The organism is uncultured Cytophaga sp. (genome assembly GCF_937863595.1).
GTDB lineage: Bacteria > Bacteroidota > Bacteroidia > Cytophagales > Cytophagaceae > Cytophaga.
This window is the reverse complement of record NZ_CALMGQ010000009.1, coordinates 1-23504: the sequence shown is the minus strand read 5'-3', so window position 1 is coordinate 23504 and position 23504 is coordinate 1. Positions and strand designations below refer to the sequence as shown.

The 23504-nt window shown below is 34.0% G+C and carries 18 protein-coding genes; 6 read left to right on the top strand and 12 right to left on the bottom strand.

Going from position 1 to position 23504, the window contains the following annotated elements; translation table 11 throughout:
- Positions 1 to 4: 4 nt before the first annotated feature.
- The 4 genes from Q0543_RS00820 (at position 5) to Q0543_RS00805 (ending at position 5791) form a co-directional block, all read left to right on the top strand.
- Entirely contained in the window at positions 5 to 994 is a 990-nt protein-coding gene (locus Q0543_RS00820) for a PhoH family protein (protein WP_299247714.1), read from the top strand.
- The gene (locus Q0543_RS00815; protein WP_299247712.1) at positions 991 to 2853 is read left to right on the top strand and encodes a T9SS type A sorting domain-containing protein; all 1863 of its coding nucleotides are present in this window, start codon (positions 991 to 993) and stop codon (positions 2851 to 2853) included. The genes Q0543_RS00820 and Q0543_RS00815 overlap by 4 nt, the downstream gene beginning before the upstream one ends.
- Positions 2854 to 3064: 211 nt before the next feature.
- Positions 3065 to 4972 (top strand): ComEC/Rec2 family competence protein, encoded by a 1908-nt coding sequence (locus Q0543_RS00810; RefSeq protein ID WP_299247709.1) that lies wholly within the window; start codon positions 3065 to 3067, stop codon positions 4970 to 4972.
- Between the two features lie 42 nt (positions 4973 to 5014).
- On the top strand, positions 5015 to 5791 hold the full coding sequence (locus Q0543_RS00805) for an enoyl-CoA hydratase-related protein (RefSeq protein ID WP_299247706.1): 777 nt from the start codon (positions 5015 to 5017) through the stop codon (positions 5789 to 5791).
- A gap of 32 nt (positions 5792 to 5823) precedes the next feature.
- Here the strand turns inward: Q0543_RS00805 and Q0543_RS00800 are convergent, their stop codons facing one another.
- From Q0543_RS00800 to Q0543_RS00770, 7 genes are all read right to left on the bottom strand, one after another.
- Entirely contained in the window at positions 5824 to 7389 is a 1566-nt protein-coding gene (locus Q0543_RS00800) for a hypothetical protein (protein ID WP_299247703.1), read from the bottom strand.
- 60 nt (positions 7390 to 7449) lie between these two features.
- Positions 7450 to 8739, bottom strand: a complete 1290-nt coding sequence (bioA, locus tag Q0543_RS00795) for an adenosylmethionine--8-amino-7-oxononanoate transaminase (RefSeq protein WP_299247701.1) — start codon at positions 8737 to 8739, stop codon at positions 7450 to 7452.
- Positions 8732 to 9352 carry a dethiobiotin synthase gene (gene bioD / locus Q0543_RS00790; RefSeq protein ID WP_299247699.1) on the bottom strand — a complete coding sequence of 207 codons (621 nt, stop codon included), beginning with the start codon at positions 9350 to 9352 and terminating at the stop codon, positions 8732 to 8734. Before bioD ends, bioA begins: the two co-directional genes overlap by 8 nt.
- Positions 9349 to 10473 (bottom strand): 8-amino-7-oxononanoate synthase, encoded by a 1125-nt coding sequence (locus Q0543_RS00785; protein ID WP_299247696.1) that lies wholly within the window; start codon positions 10471 to 10473, stop codon positions 9349 to 9351. The genes bioD and Q0543_RS00785 overlap by 4 nt, the downstream gene beginning before the upstream one ends.
- Positions 10474 to 10475: 2 nt before the next feature.
- Positions 10476 to 13628, bottom strand: coding sequence for a CHAT domain-containing protein (locus tag Q0543_RS00780; protein WP_299247693.1), 3153 nt, complete (start codon positions 13626 to 13628; stop codon positions 10476 to 10478).
- 82 nt (positions 13629 to 13710) lie between these two features.
- Positions 13711 to 14697, bottom strand: a complete 987-nt coding sequence (locus Q0543_RS00775; protein ID WP_299247690.1) for a 2-hydroxyacid dehydrogenase — start codon at positions 14695 to 14697, stop codon at positions 13711 to 13713.
- Between the two features lie 157 nt (positions 14698 to 14854).
- Positions 14855 to 15247 carry a DUF1573 domain-containing protein gene (locus tag Q0543_RS00770; protein ID WP_299247688.1) on the bottom strand — a complete coding sequence of 131 codons (393 nt, stop codon included), beginning with the start codon at positions 15245 to 15247 and terminating at the stop codon, positions 14855 to 14857.
- A gap of 109 nt (positions 15248 to 15356) precedes the next feature.
- Here Q0543_RS00770 and Q0543_RS00765 point away from each other — a divergent pair, with 109 nt between their 5' ends.
- A complete protein-coding gene (locus tag Q0543_RS00765) occupies positions 15357 to 17333 on the top strand; it encodes an AMP-binding protein (protein WP_299247686.1) in 1977 nt (658 codons plus the stop codon).
- A gap of 115 nt (positions 17334 to 17448) precedes the next feature.
- Positions 17449 to 17595, top strand: coding sequence for a hypothetical protein (locus Q0543_RS00760; RefSeq protein ID WP_299247683.1), 147 nt, complete (start codon positions 17449 to 17451; stop codon positions 17593 to 17595).
- A gap of 156 nt (positions 17596 to 17751) precedes the next feature.
- Here the strand turns inward: Q0543_RS00760 and Q0543_RS00755 are convergent, their stop codons facing one another.
- The 5 genes from Q0543_RS00755 to Q0543_RS00735 all read right to left on the bottom strand — a co-directional run bounded on the left by Q0543_RS00755 (position 17752) and on the right by Q0543_RS00735 (position 23332).
- On the bottom strand, positions 17752 to 19521 hold the full coding sequence (locus Q0543_RS00755; RefSeq protein WP_299247681.1) for a hypothetical protein: 1770 nt from the start codon (positions 19519 to 19521) through the stop codon (positions 17752 to 17754).
- A gap of 80 nt (positions 19522 to 19601) precedes the next feature.
- Positions 19602 to 20369 carry an ABC transporter permease subunit gene (locus Q0543_RS00750; protein WP_299247679.1) on the bottom strand — a complete coding sequence of 256 codons (768 nt, stop codon included), beginning with the start codon at positions 20367 to 20369 and terminating at the stop codon, positions 19602 to 19604.
- Positions 20370 to 20374: 5 nt separating this feature from the next.
- A complete protein-coding gene (locus Q0543_RS00745; protein ID WP_299247677.1) occupies positions 20375 to 21076 on the bottom strand; it encodes an ABC transporter ATP-binding protein in 702 nt (233 codons plus the stop codon).
- Complete coding sequence (gene nosD / locus Q0543_RS00740) at positions 21073 to 22308, bottom strand: nitrous oxide reductase family maturation protein NosD (RefSeq protein WP_299247674.1); 1236 nt, start codon at positions 22306 to 22308, stop codon at positions 21073 to 21075. The genes Q0543_RS00745 and nosD overlap by 4 nt, the downstream gene beginning before the upstream one ends.
- A gap of 1 nt (position 22309) precedes the next feature.
- Positions 22310 to 23332: a nitrous oxide reductase accessory protein NosL gene (locus Q0543_RS00735; protein WP_299247671.1), complete on the bottom strand. Its 1023-nt coding sequence runs from the start codon at positions 23330 to 23332 to the stop codon at positions 22310 to 22312.
- Positions 23333 to 23504 lie beyond the last annotated feature (172 nt).

Below are 23504 nucleotides of genomic sequence, written 5' to 3'. Positions count from 1 at the left end.
AGAATTGGTTGTAGAAAAAATAATTAATCTAGAAGATCTGCCGATTGCAGAATTCATGGGTGTTCATAATAAGAATATCAATGAAGTGGTTACAGCTTTCCCAAAGTCGAAGATTATCAGTCGCGGCAATGAAATAAAAATCATTGGCAGTATGTTGGAAGTTCAACGCATAGCGGATGTGATTGATACCTTGCAAATATACTTTCATAAATATGGGTATCTGGACGACAAATATGTACGTTCCATTTTAAGTTCGGATGAATTAGCTACGCAGCATGGCCTAGTGGTTGGCGAAGGCAGTACTGCTAGTACCAACATAGATGACGACATTATTTTGCATGGCAATAAAGGAATCATTATTAAAGCACGTACCATCAATCAACAAAAGATTGTTACGGGTATTCGTGATAATGATCTCATGTTTGTATTGGGACCTGCAGGTACAGGTAAAACCTATATTTCGGTTGCACTTGCAGTACGTGCATTAAAAAATAAAGAGATTAAAAAAATCATTATTACCAGACCCGCTGTTGAAGCAGGCGAAAGTTTGGGTTTCTTACCAGGTGATTTAAAAGAAAAAATCGATCCCTACTTGCGTCCTATTTACGATGCCTTAGAAGATATGATTCCGGCAGAAAAGCTGAAATATTATTACGAAAACAACGTTATTGAAATTGCGCCTCTTGCCTATATGCGTGGACGTACCTTACACGGTGCATTCATTTTATTAGATGAAGCGCAAAATACTACGGCCATGCAAATCAAAATGTTTTTGACACGTATGGGTAATAATTGCAAAATGGTGGTAACAGGCGATGGCTCTCAAATCGATTTGCCCCGCAATCAAAAATCGGGTTTGGTTGAGGCAACTAAAATCTTGAAAGGGATAAAAGGTATTGCCATGATTGAGCTGGATAAAAAAGATGTGATGCGTCACAAACTTGTCGAAAGTATTTTGGAAGCTTACGAAAAAGAAGAAAAGAAAAACGAATGAAATCGATAGTACTATTTTTAACATTTTTTTCATGTATCTGCTTTAATAGCTGGTCACAAACAGGCGGCAGATGCGGTTCGGAGGAATACATGCAACATTTAAAAGCAACGAAGCCAGAAGCTTTTAAGCAAATAAATGCATTCAAAAAGGAGTTGGGGCAACTCCAACGAAATTCGTTGAGAACAAGTGCAAGCACGGATACCGTTATTCACATACCCGTTGTGATACATGTTGTACATGATGTATTGAGTGGCACAATTGGTGGCAAAAACATCAGTGATGCACAAATACAATCTCAAATTACAGTGCTCAATAACGATTACCAACGCCTCAATGCAGATCAAGTTAATACGCCAGTAGGCTATCTACCCATTGCGGCAAATGTCAAATTGCAATTTTGCCTTGCCAACAGAGACCCATTTGGAAATTATACCTCTGGTATTACGCGTACCTACAACAATAAAGCAAGCTATGGTGTGTATGATGCAAGTTTGCTGAGCTCATTAACGTATTGGCCCAGCGATCAATATTTAAATATTTGGGTCTGCGATATTAGTGGTAATGTATTAGGCTATGCGCAACAACCCGGATCTTCTAGCATTACAGGATTAGACCCAAACGATGGAGTAGCAGAGACAGATGGCGTAGTGATTGATTATACAGCCTTTGGAACGATTGGCAACTTACAATCGAAATATAATTTAGGAAGAACTACGACGCATGAAGTTGGCCATTGGTTTGGCTTATCTCACCCTTGGGGCGATTACAATAGTGGTGATTGTTCGCTAACCGATTATTGTGCGGATACACCTCCTTGTGGAAATGCATTCACATCAGCTGTTCCGCTTTGTAGTAATATCCCCACCGGCAGTGGTTCGGTTGTATGTACTCCATCACGCATGATCCAAAACTATATGGATTATTCGGATGATGGATGTATGAATTTATTTACTCAAGATCAGAAATCGCGTATGCGCAGCACTATGGAATTTAGTGCAAGACGCTATGCCTTATTTTCTTCATTGGGTTGTTGCAACATCACCGGAACAATTTTAGCAGCTCCTTATGCAAAGTCATTTGAAGATAGCGACATCAGTTCAGATGGTTGGAGTAGCATCAACCCCAACAGCAGTAGCACATACACAAAAGGATTTGAATTAAATAACTACAGTGCTTTTGATAAAGGAGGTTATTGTACTTCGGTTACCAATGATAGTGTATATGTAGAGAGCATTCCAAATACGCATAAGTATTCAGTGAGTTATATTTCTCCTTACCTTAATTTAAAAACTGTACTATCGCCTACACTATTCTTTGATTGGGCTTATAGCCCCAAAGTAAAAAATGGACAAACCGACAGTATTGGTGTGTATGTAACACAAGGTTGTTCTAATAACTGGGTATTAATTAAACGCTTGTATGGAAACGACTTTACAAGTACGAATCAACAACGGTCTTTATTTAAACCTACAGCAGACGAATGGCAAACCACGGAAATAGACCTATCTACCTATTCCAATAATGCAGGTATGCGAATAAAGTTTGTATCTTTTTCGAAAGGAATAAATACATTTTATTTAGACAACATCAATATCACAGCTTCTTCCCCTACCTTGTTTGTAAACGTATACCCCAACCCCGCATCAGACATCATTAAAATTACGTCTGTATTTGAAGGAAAGAGAAACATAGATTATGTACTTTATAATTTACTTGGCCAACTGATATTAAAAACACAAGATCAAAATGTATACAGCTATACCAGAGAAATGGATTTGTCTGGCTTGGCAAGTGGTATATATATATTACAAGTTTCAGAAGGAAATCAAAAACTGGTTCGAAAAATAGTGAAGCAGTAAATTTTTAGTCTAGTATCAAAAAAAATACCCATCTTCCTTTCGACTAATATGTTCGCTTTAAGCGACGACATTAGTCGAAAGGGACCGAAAAAGCCCACACCCATTATCTTTCGTTAATATTTTGCAAATCAATTCTGCAAACCCCTCCGATTTACATTCTAATGCGTTAATTTAAAAGATTCTTTTAAACCAATTTTTAATCCTGTCAGCTATGGGAGAAATTTCACGGAAACATATTCCGATGTTGCGCTATGCTTTTTTTCTATTAATAGGAATTATTGTAGAACAGTATTTCCATATTCCTTTTTTATTGATAGCTACTATTTCGGTAGGCTGTTTATTATTTATTGTTTTCAGAATCGTAAAACCTTCTCGCACGTATCAAACAGAATTATTTATCAGCATCAGTATACTAATGTGTTGCTTAGGTATACTTAGGATGCATACTTGGCAACAAACAGAAACACATGCAATCAAAAAATTACGCATCAGTTCCTTTCCACAAAAACAATCCTTTCAAACACAATTCGAAGCGACAGAAATACATTCTTCCGCTCTTGATTTTTTTGATGCCAAAACATTTTTAGTAATCTGTAAGGACACAGCCATTCATCTTTCTTATGGAGATGTATTTACAACAACAAAAATGGCAATCCCCATAGAAGCACCTGTTCTTCCCTTTGAATTTGACTATAAGAATTATCTTTTCAGCAATGGTATTCAACAAAAAATTGAGCTTTGTTCAATCATCAAGGATAGTTCTCATGCACTATCAAACATCTTTTATCATTGGATAGAAATAAGTAGGAAGCAATTTAAAAAGTCTACTGCACAGATATTCACCACACCCCAATCGAAGGGTTTAGCAGAAAGCCTACTATTGGGCTATCGAGAAGAGCTGGATAAAGGAACTAAGGATTCCTTTCTAAAAAGTGGGGTATCCCATTTATTGGCTGTTTCGGGTATGCACACGGCATTAATATATGAAGCACTTTTTTTGCTTTTTATTCCCTTTGGAAGTTCTCAAAAAAGTCGTTTTGTGTTTTTAATAACGGCATTAATCGTATTGTGTTATTTTACATTATTAAGCGGTTGTTCCACATCCGTATTGCGCGCCTCCATTATGTGTGCCCTATTTGCAATAGCGTATGCATTCCGAAAACGTGGCAGCGGATTAAATACGCTTGGTTCCAGCATGTTAATTATTTTGTGGTGTAGCCCGTATCAAGTATGGAATCTAGGATTTCAATTATCTGTGTTGGCCGTTTTAGGAATTTTAACCTTGCATCAATATATTTCCAAACACATAGCATATAAGAATAAAATAGCACAGTATTTTATGGAAGGATTATCCATAACGGTTTGCGCGCAAATCACAACGCTTCCTGTTGTTTTGTATCACTTTCAATCCTTTCCACTTTATTTTATTCCTGCAAATATTATCTTAATTCCAATTTCTACCATTGGTCTATTTGCTAGTATGATAAGCATTTTTTTTGTGGGTCTTGGCGTTCCATTTACTTGGCTCTTTATTGCCACACAATGGATTATTGAATTGTTCGCAACCTGCGCGCATGTATTTTCTGAGTTGCCATATAGTAGTATTCAACCTATCTCTTTTAGTGTGCTTGAAGCCTTAATTGTATCGAGCATTGTTATCTTCTACATCCAATATCCTTTTATCTTAACGAAACGAACCGTAGCCATTGGTATATGTATCTGCTTCGTTTGGAGTGGATATCGGATACAACAAGAATACCTTCAAGAGCATAAAACAGAAGTAGTTTTCATCAGCAACGGAAAGCGATCTGCCGTACTTTCCATGCAAGGCTTAAATGCATCTTTATATACTCAAATCCCCGCAAAACCAGCCGATCTATCTCGGATAAAAGCATATTACAATCTCGCTGAAATTCAAGAATATACATCTCCACCAACATCCAGCGGTATGATAGCCTGTATTGCAAATGACAATATGCTTTGGATTACTAAAAAAAACTGCACAACTATTTCAGTACCCATAAATACATTATACTCTTATAAAGAATTAGACAGCAGCCGTTATCACCCTCAAAAATTTCATTCTTTAAAAGTAAAATCCGTTTTACATTTCAAATGATGTGATAAATTCTATGTATCTTTATTATATACTTCTATAATTATGGAATTCGTAAAAACTTACATTCACGAACGCATCGGATATATTAGCTTAAATCGTGCGGAAAAAAGAAATGCACTTAATTTTCAATTTACGAGTGAATTGAAAGAAGCATTTAAATCTTTTTCAGAAAACACGGCTGTAAAAATTATAGTATTAAAGGCTGAAGGACCTGCATTTTGTGCAGGCGCGGATTTAGAATATTTACAACAATTGCAACACAATACGTATAAAGAAAATTTAATAGATTCCACCCATTTGATGGAGTTGTATAAATTAATTTACACCCTGAATAAAGTTGTAATCGCTGAAGTAAATGGACATGCCTTGGCGGGTGGTTGCGGATTAGTAACCGTATGTGATTTTGCTTTTAGCATACCAGAAGCAAATTTTGGATACACGGAATCGAGGATTGGTTTTATTCCGGCAATTGTGATGAATTTTCTAGTTAAAAAAATTGGAGAAACACATGCGCGTATGATGTTGTTGAGTGGCAATGTTATTAAAGCATCGGAGGCTCAAAAATTTGGCATCATCAATGCCATTTATGAATCTGAAGAAGAATTAGAAGAAGAAGTAATGAAGTTCGCACAGCACTTAATTGCACACAATTCCGAAACATCTATGATGCTAACCAAGCAAATGTTATCAGAAATACATTCAATGCCCTTAGATGAAGCGCTAAGGTATGCTGCAGAAATGAATGCGACGGCTCGCAGTTCTGAAGACTGTAAAAAAGGAATTGCTGCTTTCTTAAACAAAGAAACGGTTAAATGGTAATACGTTGATTTGGCTGAGTAGATAATTTAAACTTATTTACTCGCTAAATCATAGGAAACAGCCATCGTCTTTTTACCCAACAATCCTTTTTTGCCAACTAAAATCAATTTGCTTTCCCACCAAAGTGTGTAGTTTCTTAATAACACCAAGCTATCGTCATTTTTGAGCGACAAATCTTTCACTTTATTGCCACTGAGTTCATCCCATTCAACGTATCTCAGCATGTTATAAACACCTGTTGAATTATCACTGGAAGCATATAACATACGAATCTTACCTGCATCACTTATATTCATAGAATAGGACGAATATAATGTTCCACCCGTAATATCGTTTACTTGATTTTTAGCAAAATAATTTTCCCAAAGCAGTTCATCGTTTTTGTTAAATGCAAGAATCACGACCGACTCAACATGGACTTTACCCAATTTAAGCATCCAGTTTTTAACATCGTTTACACTATTCGATTCATATCGATATCCTGTTATTTCCAAATCTCTTTTTTCAAGGACTAGAATAACTTTTTCGTATTCGTTTACATAAAAATCTGAGATTTGATAATTCACCCAATCCTCATCACTTGAAAATATTTTTGTTGAAGTATGTACCGCTTTAGCTGTTTGAATTAACCCTTCAGAAAAATCATGTATATTTAATTTTTCTACAATTTTGTCAGTAAAATTAAACTTCGAATACATAATTCCTGTCGCTTTTTTATTTGAAGTAATAATATTTGCAACGTATATAGCATCATCATTCAAAAACTGCAATTTAAGACCTTCTCTTTTTGCAATAGTACTTTGAATATCTAAAAACACCATATCTCTGGTTTGCAAATTGAATCGAACCAATACAATTCGTCCCAACTTATCACAATTTAGAATATGTAATTCTTGTCTATTATTTATGAAAATACCATAATTAACGAAATTATTATCAACACTAACTTTACCTTCTTGCAATACAGTCAACTTCGTATCTAGAATACTTGTAGTGGCAACAAGTGTTTTTAAGCTATAATCAAAGGTGTAAAATAGAAAGCTTTTTTTATCGGGCGAAAATTGAATGCTGTATTGATATTCAATTGGTGTATTAAAATTATACGTCAAATTACTGGATATCGCTAAATCAAATGTCTCCTTTGAACTGCCTTTGGCTGTATATTCAAGCCACTTATCTACGGTTTGTTCATTCAATACTTTTTCTTGTACTGAGGCTCCTGTTTCAGCATTAAAAATGTAGATTTTCAAGCCTTTCTTTTTTTGAATGACATCATGCAATTCAGAAAATAAAAACAATTGATTGTCTACCAAATGCAATTCTTTGTAATCTTCATTTACATCCACAGATAAAGGAACACTAAACAGAACGGCTAAATCCAAATCATATTTTTCTAATAAAAAATTGGAAGTGCCTAATACCCCTCCTTTAATTTTATTCAAACTTACAAATTGATTTTTGCCAACTTGAACTGTCAAGTTTTGTTGCGTAGTTTCCAAATTGGAACTTGCTACAGTATATTCAACATTTTTAGTTAAAACTTGGGCATGTGTTGTTAAACCAACAACAAAAAAAAGAACAAGCAAAATACGGTTCATTCGAATAAATTTTACACACCTATACATACAAATATACACGAATAGATTTTATAGTGAGTTTTATTTTGAGTTTAAAGCTATTAACAATTCATCAACAACTGTATATATTTCATCTAATTGTTGATTTGTGATGATATATGGAGGCAATATATAAATAATATTGCCTAATGGCCTCAGTAAAACCCCTCTACTTAGAAAGAAATCATTCAAAAAGTGACGTATTTCATGCTCATAATGTGTTGATCCATTTTCTGTTTGCAACTCTATGGCCAGTATTGTTCCCAAACATTGAATTCTCTTCACATTCTTATGATTAACAATTGTTAATAGAAAGGCGGCGTGTTTGGATTCAATTCGTGTAATATTTTCTTGACAGTCTACCGATTCAAATAGATTTAAACTCTCCAATGCCAAACGACAAATGGTTGCATTTGCAGTATAGGAATGTCCATGAAAAAATGCACGATGCAGTTGATCTGTTAAAAATGGCTTTTCAACTTCACGGGTACAAGTTGTAACCCCAAGCGGTAATAATCCACCGGTTATGGCTTTGGAAAAGCACATCATATCCGGATTTACTGTAGTGTAGTGTGATGCAAATTTCTTTCCTGTTCTGCCAAAGCCTGTCATGACTTCATCTGCAATACACAACACATTATATTTTCGGCACAACAAAATCAACTTCGTTAACATTTCTGGCGTATAGATCCGCATGCCTGCAGTCCCTTGAATGAGCGGCTCATAGATAAATGCGGCAACTTCACCTCCACGTATATATTCTTCCAAGGTACTCAACACCAAATCATCATTGGTACCATCGGGAAAGGGAATGAATACTACCGGATTTAATAATGAATCAAACGCTTCTGTAAATAGTCCGCGTGCACTCACAGACATAGCTCCAAAGGTATCTCCATGGAAGGCACCTTCAATAGCAACAAAAGTTGTTTTATGCGCACCTTTATTTTTCCAATACTGTATTGCCAACTTCAATGCTACTTCTACCGCCGTACTTCCATTTTCAGAATAAAATAATCGCTGTTGTTCACATGCAATTGTTGCAAGCAATCGAGTAGCAAATTCAACCGCAGGCTTATGTGTAAAACCAGCAAACAAGGTATGATCTAACGTTAGGATTTGTTCGTGAACAGCTTTTGCTAACACTTCGTTTGCATGCCCATGAATATTTACCCACCAAGATGAGATACCATCTAATAGTTTGGTGCCATCGGCTAAATGCAAATACATTCCTTTAGCCGAAACAACTTCAGCCACATTTCTTTTGTTCAATAAAGGGGAATACGGATGCCACAGATGTGCTGCATCCGTTTCAATTATATTTTTATTCATACCAATGATCAAATAATTTTACAGAATATGCTTTTAATATTTCACTCGTTATTTTTTTTTCAGGATATACATGTAACAATTCTGTATAACCTGTTTTTTTAAGAATGATGGATTCGGTTTCTTTATTATCCGGGCCATTAAAAATGATTCCTTTCACTTTGATGTTTCGACGCTTCAATTCTTCCGCTGTTAGCAAGGTGTGGTTAATGCTTCCCAAATAATGATTCGATACTAAAATAACTTCAGCATCTAAATGTGTTATTAAATCTGCAACGACATCTGTATCGTTTAAGGGAACAAGTATGCCGCCAGCACCTTCAATGACTAAATCATTTCCATGTGTATCGGGTAATTGTATCGTATTCAAATCAATTACAACACCTTCGTCTTTGGCTGCAGCATGCGGTGAAGCTGGCATCTTTAATAGATAAGCCTCTGGATGTATCATAGAATAATCGCTATGCAATAATTGACGCATTGTATCGCTATCCGTTTGCTCGACACCTGCCTGAATGGGTTTCCAATAATCTGCCTGCAAAGCATTTGTAACAATGGCACTAATAAGGGTCTTGCCAGAATCTGTAGAGATTGCTGTAATAAAATATTTTTTCATAAATTAATGCGTAGAGTTTCAAGCAGGGTCTGAATTTGAGTTTCGGTATTATATGCATGTACACAAATACGCAAACGCTCCTCTCCTTTCTTTACCGTTGGTGATAATATAGGCCTTACATCAAAGCCGGCAGATTGAATGGAAGCGGAAACACGTTTTACAGTTTCCGTATCTTCAAATTTCAATACTTGTATGGGACTAGAACTTTTTATGTAACCTTGGTATGCACTCAAGCCAGTTGACACATTTTGAATAGAGGCATGTAGCGTCTTAATTATTTCTGCTGAATGTTGTACACGTTCAAAAGCTGCTTGTATCGAAAAAAAGGAATGTGGTGAAAAGGCTGTTGTATAAATAAACGACCTGGAAAAATTAATTAAGTACTCAATAACATTTGTTGAACCTACAACACATGCTCCATGTATACCCATTGCTTTACCAAACGTATGAATGCGTATATCTACTTGATCAGACAATTGTTCTTCGCAAACCAAACCTTGTCCGTTTATACCATAAATACCTGTAGAATGTGCTTCATCAACAATCACACAGGCATTGTATTTTTTTGCTATAGCACAAATTTCTTTTAATCGTGCTTTATCCCCATCCATGGAATAAATCGATTCTACAACTACAAATACATCGCCCTTTGCTTTTTGAATTTTATATTCAAAATCTTCTAGATTATTGTGCTTAAAAGAAATACGATCGGCAAAAGAGATGCGCGCACCGTCTTTCAAACTTGCATGAATCAATTCATCGTATAAAATGGTATCGCCTTTTTGAGCCAGTGCTGAAAGCACACCGACATTTGCAGCATAACCAGAATTAAATATCAATGCAGCTTCCGTATTAAAAAAATTTGCAAGGTACTTTTCTACAGACTGCGCCAAGTCTGAATTACCTGAAAGCAACCGAGATCCCGTTGAGCCATTGCAAATAGCTAAATCAGCAGCAAGTTCCTTTGCTTGAATATCCGCATGCAATTCTTTGCTACGTGCAAAACCCAAATAATCATTTGAGAAAAAATCAATCAATCCTTCCTTAACAAGTAATGTTCGGAATGAATTATCTTTTTTTCGGTCTTGATTCTTTTTTAAAATTTTATCTAAATATGACATAGCTATTTTATATAAATAAATGCGGCCCAATAATAAGGAGACGGATGTGTTTTCATTAATTCAAGTTGAGCTTTTCTAAATGCCTCTCCCGTATTTCTATTTACAACCCAATTTTTATAAAACAAATCCATTAATTGTTGTGTGCCTACATCACTCACCTGCCATAAACTCATCAACATATTTTCAGCACCTGCCAACATAAAAGATCGTTGTAAACCTAAAATTCCTTCTCCATTCATCTCTTGTCCCAAACCTGTTTCGCATGCGGATAATATAACCAATTGTGTATTTTTTAAATCCAATTGCATGGCTTCATATGCTGTTAATATACCATCATCTAAGGGGTTCCCGAAAGATTGATTGCTCAACGTATAATTTGACCCGGCCAACAAAATGCCAGACCGCAATAATGGATTCTCTTTATAATTTGTAACCGAATTTGAATTTTCGTCTATCTCGTAATCTTTAACAAAATAGCCATGCGTTGCTATATGCAATATGGAGGGACTTATCAATTTTTTAATTTCAGTTTCACTGGCGTTATCACCTAATAATACGTGCGTTTGAATACCCGTTTTTTGTAAAATACTGGCAATAGATTCTACCTCAATTTTAGTTGCAGGTAAGTCATTTAACTGATACCCTCTTAGCAAAGAGTCTTGAATATTGTTTTCATTTAGTTGCGTAGCATCTTCAGCAGCAGTAAGTTTTTTATTATAATTGGGGTATCCAAATAATATAGCATCGTTATTTTTAAGATTGCTTTTCGGTACAGTTACTGTCAAATTTCGTAACAAGGGTACTACTTGAATATTTCGTTTCTCTAGTAAGTATGTACCGTCTGGCAATTTCAATGCAGGCAAACTTATTTTATTGTATATACCATCTGGAGACAGATATACAACTGACTTATTTAATAAATACTGATCAATTTCTTTCCAATAGGCTTCAAAATATTCTTCAGAAACTTGTCCAAATTTAATCGCATTTGAAAACCCCTTATAATATTTTTTTTCAAGTTTATTGCCGTCTTTTAAAACTACCATAATTGGATTGGTAGTTGTTTCTTTCGTCAAGATTAAAGCCACATAAACAATCGAATCTGTCCAAGCTTTATCAAATAATTGAACACGTACCAACTGCACAGCAGCTTCATTTTCTTTTAAATTTCGCTGAATATCTTTCCACGTAATATTTTTAATTTCTCTTGAAATTTTAAAAGCGGAAGATTTCAAAACAATTTCTTTTTCGAGATCATTCACCTCTGTTTCTAATTTTGGCAAATCTATTTCATTCTCTTCAATTTGCAGCTTTGTAAAATTATAATACGTGGCTAACTCTTGGCGTTTTGTAATCCATTTTTGATAGAGACGCAACAAAGTCGTATCTCCTTGCTGTATGATTTTATTTTTCAATTCAGATGTATAATTAAATACAATGGATTTCGTAGCCAAGGTATAATCATACATAGATGCTACTAAATTTGGGTTATTGAGGTGCTCCTTTACACAAATAGAATTATAAAAATCAAACTGATCGTATATCTTACCCCAATACTTCAATTTTTCTGATTCGCTTAAAAATGTAAAATTCGTGTACAACAAGGAAATGTTCATATCTAGTACTTCTTGCGTACTTTTAATTGCTTTATCAATATTACCTGATCGATAATCCAACAGAGCTATATTAGAAAAACAATTCCAATAAGTAGGATGTTTTCTTCCTAATTCCCGATCGTATATTTTTAATGCGTGTGTAAATTGTGTTTTTGCATTTGCAAAGTCTTCTGTTTGCGAATACAATTCGCCTATATTATTGTACGTATCGGCAAGTTCTAAGGCATTCGATATACTGTCCTGTTCCATTGAAACCAACGATGCGTTATAATATTGAAGAGCTACAGCATATTTCTTCTGCTTAACAGAAACCAATCCAATATTATTTAATACTCGAGAATAGTTTGGATCTGCAATTCCATAATATTTTTTATAAAACGTTAAAGATTGATTAAAATAAACAAGAGCATTGGAATAGTCATTTGTATATTCGTAAATACTAGCCATGCTATTTAAATAATTTCCATATTCAGGATACGTTTCACCTTTATACCTCTTAATTAATTCTAATTGCGTCTGCATCGTAGTGGTCGCTTTGGAATAATTACCAAGCCGAGCGTACAATAGCGCTAGATTGTTCATCGTATTCCAATAGGTTACCTTACCTTCTACACCCAATGATTTTTTAAGTACTAAAGATTTCGTATAAAATAATTCTGCGTTTTTATAATCCGATTCTTTATCATAAATATTGCCAATATCATTCATAGCCTTAGCATATTCCAAGCTATTTTCTCCTAATTTTTCTTTTGTAATCGATGCTGCTTTAAAAATATATTTTGCTCCTTCTTCATAAAAACCAAAATCTAAAAATAAGATCCCCATATTATTCAATACCATTGCATACTCTGAAGAGTTCGATCCAAACACATCTTTGTGTACCTCTAACGATTGCGTATAATATTTCTTAGCAGTTTCAAAATCAGAAATGTCATGATATAGATTTGCTATGTTATTCAATAAAATTGCAAATGCCTCTGTTTTTAAAAATTTAGACACATTCATTAATTCGTAACTTGTAATATAATTCTTTTTTGCTTCTGTTATTTTACCTAATGTAGTTTGAATATACCCCAAATCAGAATATAAAGAAGCAAGCAATAAGGTACTATCCGTAACATGCTCTTTTATAATTTTTATAGCTTTACTCGTAGCTAATTCTGCATTCGTTACTTTATTGCAGTTCAATAAAATATACGATTCATTTTGAAGAGCATTGGCATACTCGTAAGATTGTGTTCCTTTTGTGGAAGCAAAAATTTCAATAGCTGAATGTATGTATAATTCGCTATTGGGACAATCAAACATATAATAATATACAACAGCAATATCCAATAGAGACTTAGCATGTTCTGCAGTCTTTATACCATATTTTTTCTCTGTGATGCTTTTTATTTCATTCGATTTTTTTAGCGCTTTTGAATACTCACCTTGCGCTATAATACGTTCTAATTCGACACGTTGTTGAATTAGATCTTGACCAAACGTTGTTATCGCAAAGAGAAATAAACAAATTGAAAAATACATTCGAACTTGCATATAGAATTTATTTATATAAATAGAGGGAAACAACATGCCTGCTCCCATCTGTTTTTTTTATTTTTTTTAAGATAAAATCGCACTAAATTTCATTGGGAGAATCTTGTCCAGATTTCCATGCGTTCAAATTATCCATCGTTGTTTGAACAATGCTATCCAATGCATTTGTTGTTAAGAAAGCCATATGTCCTGTAACTAAGACATTCTTAAATGTCAACAACCGCGCAAATACATCATCTGTTGGTATGGACATGGTATGGTCATTAAAAAACAATCCCTTTTCCTTCTCATAGACATCAATACCTAAAGCCCCAATTTTACCAGACTTTAAGCCTTCAATCGCATCAATCGTATTGATAATCGGTCCTCTTCCGGTATTGATGATATATACACCATCTCGCATCGTTGCAATCGCATTGCTATTGATTAAATATTTTGTATGCGCATTCAATGGCGCTTGAATAATGATTATTTCTGATTCTCTAAACAATTCATCTAAGGATACATATTGCAAGCCGTATTCTTTAGTGTAAACTGCGTTAGGCTGCGGATCATACGCTATTAATTTGCATCCAAAACCTTGCAAAATTTTGGCTGTAATACCGCCTATTTTACCAACGCCAATAATGCCGACTTTTTTATGATGTAGATTAAAACCAACAAGTGGATCTAATGTAAAATCATACGATTTGACGCGTTTATCTGCTTCAACTATTTTGCGTGACAAGGTCAATAACATAGCAACGGTATGCTCCGCAATAGCATTTGGCGAATATGCGGGCACGTTACCAACATGCAAACCCAATTGATGTGCAGCAACATGATCTGTTTGATCGTGCCCCGCAGCCCTAATGGCAATAGCTCTAACGCCTAGTGCTGAAAGTTTTTCTAAAACAGGTTTTGAAGCATCGTCGTTTACAAAAATACAAACTGCAAATGCCCCTCTTGCTAAATCTGTTGTGTCTATGTTAAGTGATTCTTTTACAAATTCAAATTCAAAAGAAGGATCTGATTGGGACTGAAAATGGGTAATATCATATTGATTTGCACTATAGACAATAACTTTCATATGCTGGGAGAAATTAATTCAATGTAAATAAGGGCTTTTTAAATGCAAGAATGGTGTAATATACGAATTATAAAAATAAATGCCCTTTGTGACAAGCAAAGGGCATTTTGAAAATAAACTATAAACTATAAACTACATTAAACTAAAACACTATTCTTTATTGACTTGTATTACCATCTTCAATTATTTCCCCTTTAATCGATAAAATCGTCGTTGCGGGAGAAGTATTGGTAATGATTATTATATTCTTTTGAAACGAACCAGACTTATCAACGATTTTAAAACCACCACGTATGATTGCTGTTCTACCAGGTTGAATAGCATTTTTAGGCCATTCCGCTAAGGTGCAATCACAGGACGTTTTTACATCATTAATCTGTAAAGGTTCGTTACCTGTATTTGTAAAGCTAAAACCGTACCAAAGTGTATCTGTACCAGCCTGAACATGACCAAAATCATGTGCTAGCTCCTTAAATTTCACATCTGCTTGTGCATTTGAGTAAAACACAGAAGTAAATACGAACGCAAGTATGAGATAAATTCGAAACATAAGCATTATTTCACAATTACATAAAACAAAGCAAGTATTGTGCCATAATAACAAATTGATACTTTCTTTGGTTTCACAATCTCTTTATTAACTTGTACGTACTACATATATGAAAAATGAAAGATATATGCCCTCTGAAAACATATCGAAAACAAATCTGTGGAATGTTTTTTTGAAGAATCATTCTGATGCTACTTTTGAAGAGATTTATTCGTTTTTCAAAAGTATGTATTCTGACGGAGCCGTTCCTATTATTTGGGTACCCGAACAATACCCAATTCCATCTAATCTAAAAAAATGGATGGAAGAAATGAATATGTCCTATACAGAATTTTACACATGGTCTATCCAACACAAAAATTTATTTTGGGAACGCATTATTAAAGACATCCCCTTAAAGTTTACAACTCCTTATACATCCGTTTTAGAAATTGCCCCCAATCCAGATGACTGTATATGGCTTAAAAATGCCCGCTTCAATATTGTTGAAAGCTGCTTAGCGGCAGATCCCAATCAAATAGCAATTTACTTTAAAAGTGAGCAATCAACCGTAATTGAAACAGTAACGTATACCGATTTAACCAAGCGCATACAAAGTCTTGCGACAGGTTTAAAAGAGAAAGGATTTAAGGCACAGGATCGAATTATTCTGTATACCCCATTCAGCATTGATGCCATAATATGTTATTTAGCATTAATATATATTGGTGCTGAACCTGTTTTGGTTGCAGATAGTTTCTCTTCAATAGAATTAAAAAAGCGTATGGAAATCATTCATGCCAATGCAATTGTAACCACGGATCAATATATCTATGCAGACAAAAACATAGACGTGTTATCAAAAGTACTAGATGCGAATCCCGCATCCATTATACTTATTGATTCTCAGATACAACATGCTGAAAAGATTCGAAATAATAAAAATGATTTTTTAATTCATGAATTATATTCTACATCATCCGAAGTAACGAAATCCTATTACCATTCAAGTTGTGACAATATATCTATTTTATTTTCTTCTGGAACAACCAAAGAGCCCAAAGCAATTCCGTGGAAAGCTACTACGCCAATTAAATGTGCCGCAGACGGTGCATTACTACAAGACATACATGAAGGTGATGTTGTAACGTGGACCAGTGGAATGGGCTGGATGATGGCCCCATGGTTAATCTTTGCAAGTTTATTAAACAAAGCGAGTATAGCCATTTACAATGGTGCATATTCCAAAAAAGGATTTATAGACTTCACAATTCAAACCAAGGTTACTGTATTAGGAACAATACCCTCAGTTGTTAAGAGTTGGAGAAATCAAGATTTCGGAAAAATTAAAGATTGGAATATTCGTGTATTTAGCTCTACCGGAGAACCATCGGATCAAGAAGATTACGTGTACCTAAGTTACATGAATGATTTCAAAGCGCCAATTATTGAATACTGTGGAGGCACTGAAATTGGTGGTGCATATATTAGCAGTGTGGTAGAACTACCCAATGCAGTATCCTACTTTAATACGGCTACACCAGGCACAGAATTCATTCTTGTTACAGACCAATATACAGCACTAAGCGAAGTGGGCACTGGAGAAGTATTTATCATTCCCCCTGCGATGGGCTTGTCACAAACATTGCTAAATAAAAGTCATTACGAAGAATATTATTCAAACCTTCCTGAAATAACGGACTATCCAATCTTAAGAAAACATGGAGATGGTTTCCACCTTCATAAATATGGCAATATTCTATATTATAAAAGTATTGGAAGAACAGATGACACAATGAATTTGGGAGGCATCAAAATAAGTTCCATCGAAATTGAAACGGTAATCAATCTTCATCCGGATATATATGAATGTGCAGCTATTGCCTCACAAGATAAAACTGGCGGTCCAGAGAAACTTGTACTCGTAATACAACTTTCCAATAAACTGGCAGATGAAGCCGTTCTTAAAAAAGAACTTCAGAAAATGATACAGACAGAACTGAATCCGCTTTTCAAAATCAGCAACATTTATTATAAGAATTGCTTACCAAGAACAGCATCTAATAAAATTCTACGAAAAGAATTAAGAAAAGAATTTAGTAGCTAAAGGCAATTATACCTAAAATCAAATTTACTACAGAATTCAACCAAAATGTCTACAGAATCCTATTGTATACTTGTATTGTAATATATATGTGAATCTTTATTAAATAAGTACCACTATGAAAAAAATAATCGCATTATGTACCATCGTATTTACACTAATTGCATTTAGCGCATCAGCAGCAATTTCATCACAAGGTCATAAATACAAAAAACCTAAAGCAAAACATCATCGCTCTCACACAGACCCATCTTATTCAAATTAATAGATTGATTAATAATAGTAGTTTCCCCGATTCAGTTTAGTTAAAGTAAAAAGGATAGCCCGAAAGAGCTATCCTTTTGCATTGGATGGTATTTTTATTTTATAATTGGATATCGCTTAATCTTAGAATGAGTCATCATACACATTGCACGATAAACTATGCTAATTGTATGTTATTCAATTCCAACTTTGCAGCTTCTAACCAATCTGTTAATTTTGAATCTAACGAAACTTTTAATCCAGCATAATAATCAATTCCTAAACAAAGATTATTTTTAAATGTATTGAAATAGGTGATTTGTTTCGCTGTAAAATTCAGTTTGCATTTATTAATTTCATTTTTCAAATAATCCACATAGATATTCAATTCATTGATAAAAACATGTGGTCGAGGTAAATCATTCAATAAATTATTTCTACCATAAATATGTCCGACCATTTCTTTCAACGTAAACACACCCGAGAAGTATGCAAGATTAGGCCCTGGACAAATTGTTACAGCACTTAATTTATACATAGGCTTTTCCTTTTTCACAAGTAGTGTTGACACGCCTAATCCGCTGCACAAACAGTCCAATTCTTGAATTCTATCTATCTCTGATTTTTTATCTTCTTCTTTTAAATCACTTCCTTGCAACTGTGCAATCTTCAATCCTTGATATTTTAACGAAGCTGTACATATAGGTTTTTCTGTAAACTCTGTATTAAAAGATAAGAACTTTAAGTAACACGGACTACCAGACTTACCATCTTCAATCCTTTTTTTACGTTGTTTGTCGGAACTTGTATTTCGAACATTATTAAAAGGAACACCTAATGGTGATGCATTACTCAAATAATAATCTTCTTTTTTTGCATGCTCTAATAAAGACAAGGTTTCTTGATCTACATCCGTAGCTTCCGGAACTAATAAGAATGGACTTCCCCAACCAACGCTATCAACGTTATAATAATCAAGTAATAATTCTTGTTCTTGATTTGTACCAACACCACCTTGAACAGAAATTTTTATAGACGGAATAAAGTCGTTTAATTCTTCCCCTTTTTCTGATAAAGCTTTTTTATAAATATCAATTAATTCTACATACAAACTTTCACGATTGTTTTTGAATTGTTCCAATATAGGTCCCATCAATAAACCATCTGTAGCAAAAGCATGCCCACCACAATTCAAACCAGATTCAATTCTGAATTCAGAAACCCACAATCCTTTCTTTGCAAATATTTTCCCTTGAACTAAAGCAGATCTATAATCACTTACTTTAATAACAATTTTCTTGCGCATATTATTAGATGGATAGAAATCACGGAAATTTTCACAATAGGTATACAACCGTGGATTCATACCTGCAGAAAAAATAACAGATGCTTCTACCGTACTGTTCGCAAAGCCCCTTAATGCAGCCATTGCATCATTGAATTCAGGAGCCATAGCTTCATTTTTAGCATCATAATTAACCCTATCAAGCTTGGTCATGATGTTCACATCAATGCAACCTTTGGCCATTCTAGTGCGCAACACTTCTTGTAATTTAAATTTATCTTCTCCATCAAGCGCATCCATTTCAACATAAAGGGCTTTTAACGGACTACTGTCGGGCAACATTTCAAAATATTTAACAATATCAGAATCTCCACTAAACGATTGAGATTTAATTTCATCAAATTGTCTACTTACAATCGTATCTAATATATTCAAATACGAAGTAATACGTCGCGCTCTATAATCAACTTCATTGGTTTTAATTTCAACATACGTTTGGCCTATAAATTGAGTGTAATACTCTCGAAGTCTTTCAATGACATGATCTTCTATGATTGAAACTACCGATGATATACCGTAACGCGCAACTTTAACAGGAGAATCTATGGTGTATCCAATTCCCATTACTGGAATATGGAATGTATGTATTTCATTTTTTGTCATAATCGAATTGAATTTATTGAACACGTTAAATCAATAGCATTGTCTTGAAATTAAACGCAAGAATCGCTTGTTTAAATATATTATAAATCTTTTTTTCTGAACTTTATTAATGACAATCCAAACGGCAATGCTATCCAAGAAAATAAGAGTAAGAATGAAACAATCAGGCCACCATTACTTCCAAAATAAAGTTTAAAGATAGCGCCGGTATACCCCATCATTGCTGAAACATCCAATTCAAGTAATATTAATACTCTAGACAAATCAATTGGATTTAATGAAGTCAATACAACCATATATTTTTCAATTGGATAATCAGCAAATTGAAATAATAGAAATAATACCAAGCCATCAAATAACAAGGAGAAGTACAACCACAGTAAAATGGATATGCCAATACCTTTTGCTTTATCTCTCGTTATAATGGTGCTTAGAAATGCAATAGCAACAAATATTACGGTAATAAACATCCCTACCAGTATCATCATATATGCTTTATCCCATTCAGAGAATAGCAAAATGGGTATGCCTGCACCAATAACAAAAGCAAAAATCAAACTCAATGAAAGTCCCAGAAAAAGACTAATCCATATCTTACTTCTTTTCAAGGGATGACTTACCAATAGTTCAATAAACTCATTGCTGTTGTATACATAAATCGTAGAAAATAAAATAGAAACTAAGGGTACCGCCAACAATATGATGTTTAATAAGGTCAACAAGCCTTTAGAATTATTGTCTTCTAAACTTAAGGTACTCCATGCAAACAAGGCAAGAATTAAAGTATAGAGAATTACAATCTTATTCTGAAAGATGTCTAGAAATACATATTTTAAAATCCGATTCATTTGATTTAGTTTTTTAAAATATGAATGATCGCTTTAGAGGTTTTGTCTGTACCCGTCTCATTTTTCAAATCATCTACAGATTTGTGAAACATGAGTTTACCTTCTTGCATAAATACAATATGATCTACAAGCTCATCCAATTCACTTAACAAATGCGAAGTAATGATAATAAGCTTCCCTTTTTCTTTTTCTTTGAGAATTTTTTGTTTTAAAATTTCCGCAGCAAGTGGATCCAGTCCTGCTGTGGGTTCATCCAATATTAATACATCGGGATTAAATAAAAATGCAAGCGTTGCACTAACCTTTTGGGTTGTACCTCCGCTTAAAGTACCCATTTTTTTATTTTTCAATTTGTCAATTTCAAAATCAACGTATAACTCTTCATCCAAGGGTTGATTTGTATTACGAATACTTTTAATCATGAGTATAATCTGATTAATTGTCATATTTACGGGATACTTACCTATCTGTGGCATGTATCCTATTTTTTCTCTATATAAAAAATCATTCGAAATAGATTTGCCACCAATCGCAATTGTACCAGAATCTGGCAATACCATACCCAATATGCTTTTAATAAGAGTTGTTTTACCACAGCCATTCGGGCCAATTAAAGCAACACATTCTCCTTTTTCTAAATTCAAATTTACTTGATTTAGCACTTGAAGCTTTCCAAATTTTTTAGAAACAGTATTAATTTCTATCATAACTTTAATGAATGCATTAAGGGATTTAAATCAACAAAATTATCAGGCGTTAAGCTAGGCATAACCTTTTCAGACTTATCAAGCAAGGACACAATAAAGCTTCTAAATAATAACATCGCTGAAGGTATCTTTTGAACAATAATAGAATACATACTTAAGGGATGATATGGAATATCTCCAATATTATCTTTATTTAAATCATAGCCCTCATATTTATCCCAATAGTTGCTATCAAAAGTGTTTGATACCAAACTACCACTGGTACTAATATCAAAAGTATTTCCTAAAAAATTATTGTAACGCAATACATTTCCAGTGCAATTGGATTGCAAACGCAATGCCCAACCATTATTTTGAAATACGTTATTTTCTGCTTCAATCCGATTCGTTCCGTCCATTAATACTGCAGTCGTATTTTTAAAAAATTTGTTTCCTGCTAAATAACAATCTGAAATTTCTTTTAATAACAATCCATAGGAAGCATCTCCCCAGTTCTGTTCAAATTTATTATTAACCATTTTTACATTTTTAGAAAACATAACTGCTACACCTGCTCCATTATTTTTAAAAACATTTGTGATGTAGGAATCGCTATGTGAAAACATAAAGTGTAAACCATAGCGTACATTATCTTGAGAAATATTTCTCCAAACCAAAGAACCCGTAACGAACTCCAAATAGATACCATCTCTATGTCCAGTAATGGTATTTGCAATAATTAATAAGCTATCACTATACCAACAATGTATACCGTTTCCTGAGCTGGTTTCTCCAATGGCATGCGCTACTATGGTATTATTTTTAACCAAACAATGTGAACTATATTGAAGATAAACCGCAAAAAAATTATCTGTGAATTTATTATTTATGATATTCACATAATTAGATTCATATAGCTTAATACCCGCTGGATCATCCAATGTTTTCTGGCGAGAATTTTTAATATGTAAACCATCAATTGTTACATAAGCAGACTTTACAGAGATTACTTCGTCCTTGAATACCCCATCAAGAATGGGATAATTTTCCCCTAAAATATACAGTGGCTTGTCGACTAAAATATTACCTTCTCTATAGACCCCTGATTTAATGATTAATGTATCACCGGCATTACAAGTTGCTATTCCCTTTTGTATGCGGACTATTTTTTGCCCATACCCCACCGTCAACGTCTTTGAAAAGACAAAATGGCTTAAGAAAAACACGAAAATAATACCTATACTATATTTCATTTTACTGAATTAATAATTCATCCCAAGAGACAATTTTCGATTCTGGATATGTTTGTAACAATTTATCAGCGTCCTCCTTTGTCTTTACTGTAGCTGTATTACCACCCATAGGGCTTTTAAAAAATTTACTCTCAACTAAAAAGCTATTAGCAAGATTTATAAATTCCATATTTCCGTTAAAATCATGGACATAAAAATATTGTGATTTAACGTTTGTATTTTCTTTATGGTATGAAACCATACAATGCACATCATCAAATTTATAACACCGACCTTTTTCTGTAATAATTTCGGAACAAAATTTACTGTCTGAAATTGTCATCTTGCAATAATCACATGCATCTTTATTTAATTGAATAGGTACAGGTTTTGAATAATCACATGACATACTTGTTAAGCAAATCATTGTAATTAATGCAATGGTATTTACGCTATTCAAGTTTAATATTTTTTTAATTTTTTTATTTTCAATCAAGATTGCACATAATAGCAACAATCCTGAAATGACAAAAAACCAGCCGCCGATATCTGGAATAGAATACGCACCAAAATTTAATAATTGTTTAAAGCCGATTAATGGAGGTTGATATGCCATACCAGGAACAACAATAGCTGCATGCGGATCTAAGTTATGTCCGTAGTCATACTCCCATCTCCAGAAGTCGATCATGGATACAATACCAAATAGTAAAAATGTTATAAATAAAATATACAATACTTTTTTATTCCCCCAAAAAGTATTTACAAATGCAAGCAAAGCAAAGAAGCCAATAATATACGGCAATATTGTGAATTCAATAAAATTCTCTGAATGAAGTGTACCCATTCCGATGTAGTGGTTCAGACCATTAATAATATCAACCTGTCCGGCTAGTCCATACGTATACATTTTCAATACCAAGCCTTCAGGATATTGAGGAGCCTGGAGCTCAATCATCCAAAGTGGAAGAAATATTGCTGCGATTAATAATAGAGCAGTAACGAACAGAAGTATTCTTGATATTTTACTAATGGAGGTATTCATACGATACTTAAATTTATAAATAAGGGGTAGTTAACTAAATTAACTACCCCTTAAATTAAATGATAGTTACTTAAGGACTGTTGTATTTTTACCTAATGTAAAAGATAATGGCACAGTGCTTCCTGCTGGAGATACACGTACATATCCTTGCATTTCTTGGTGTAAGGCACTA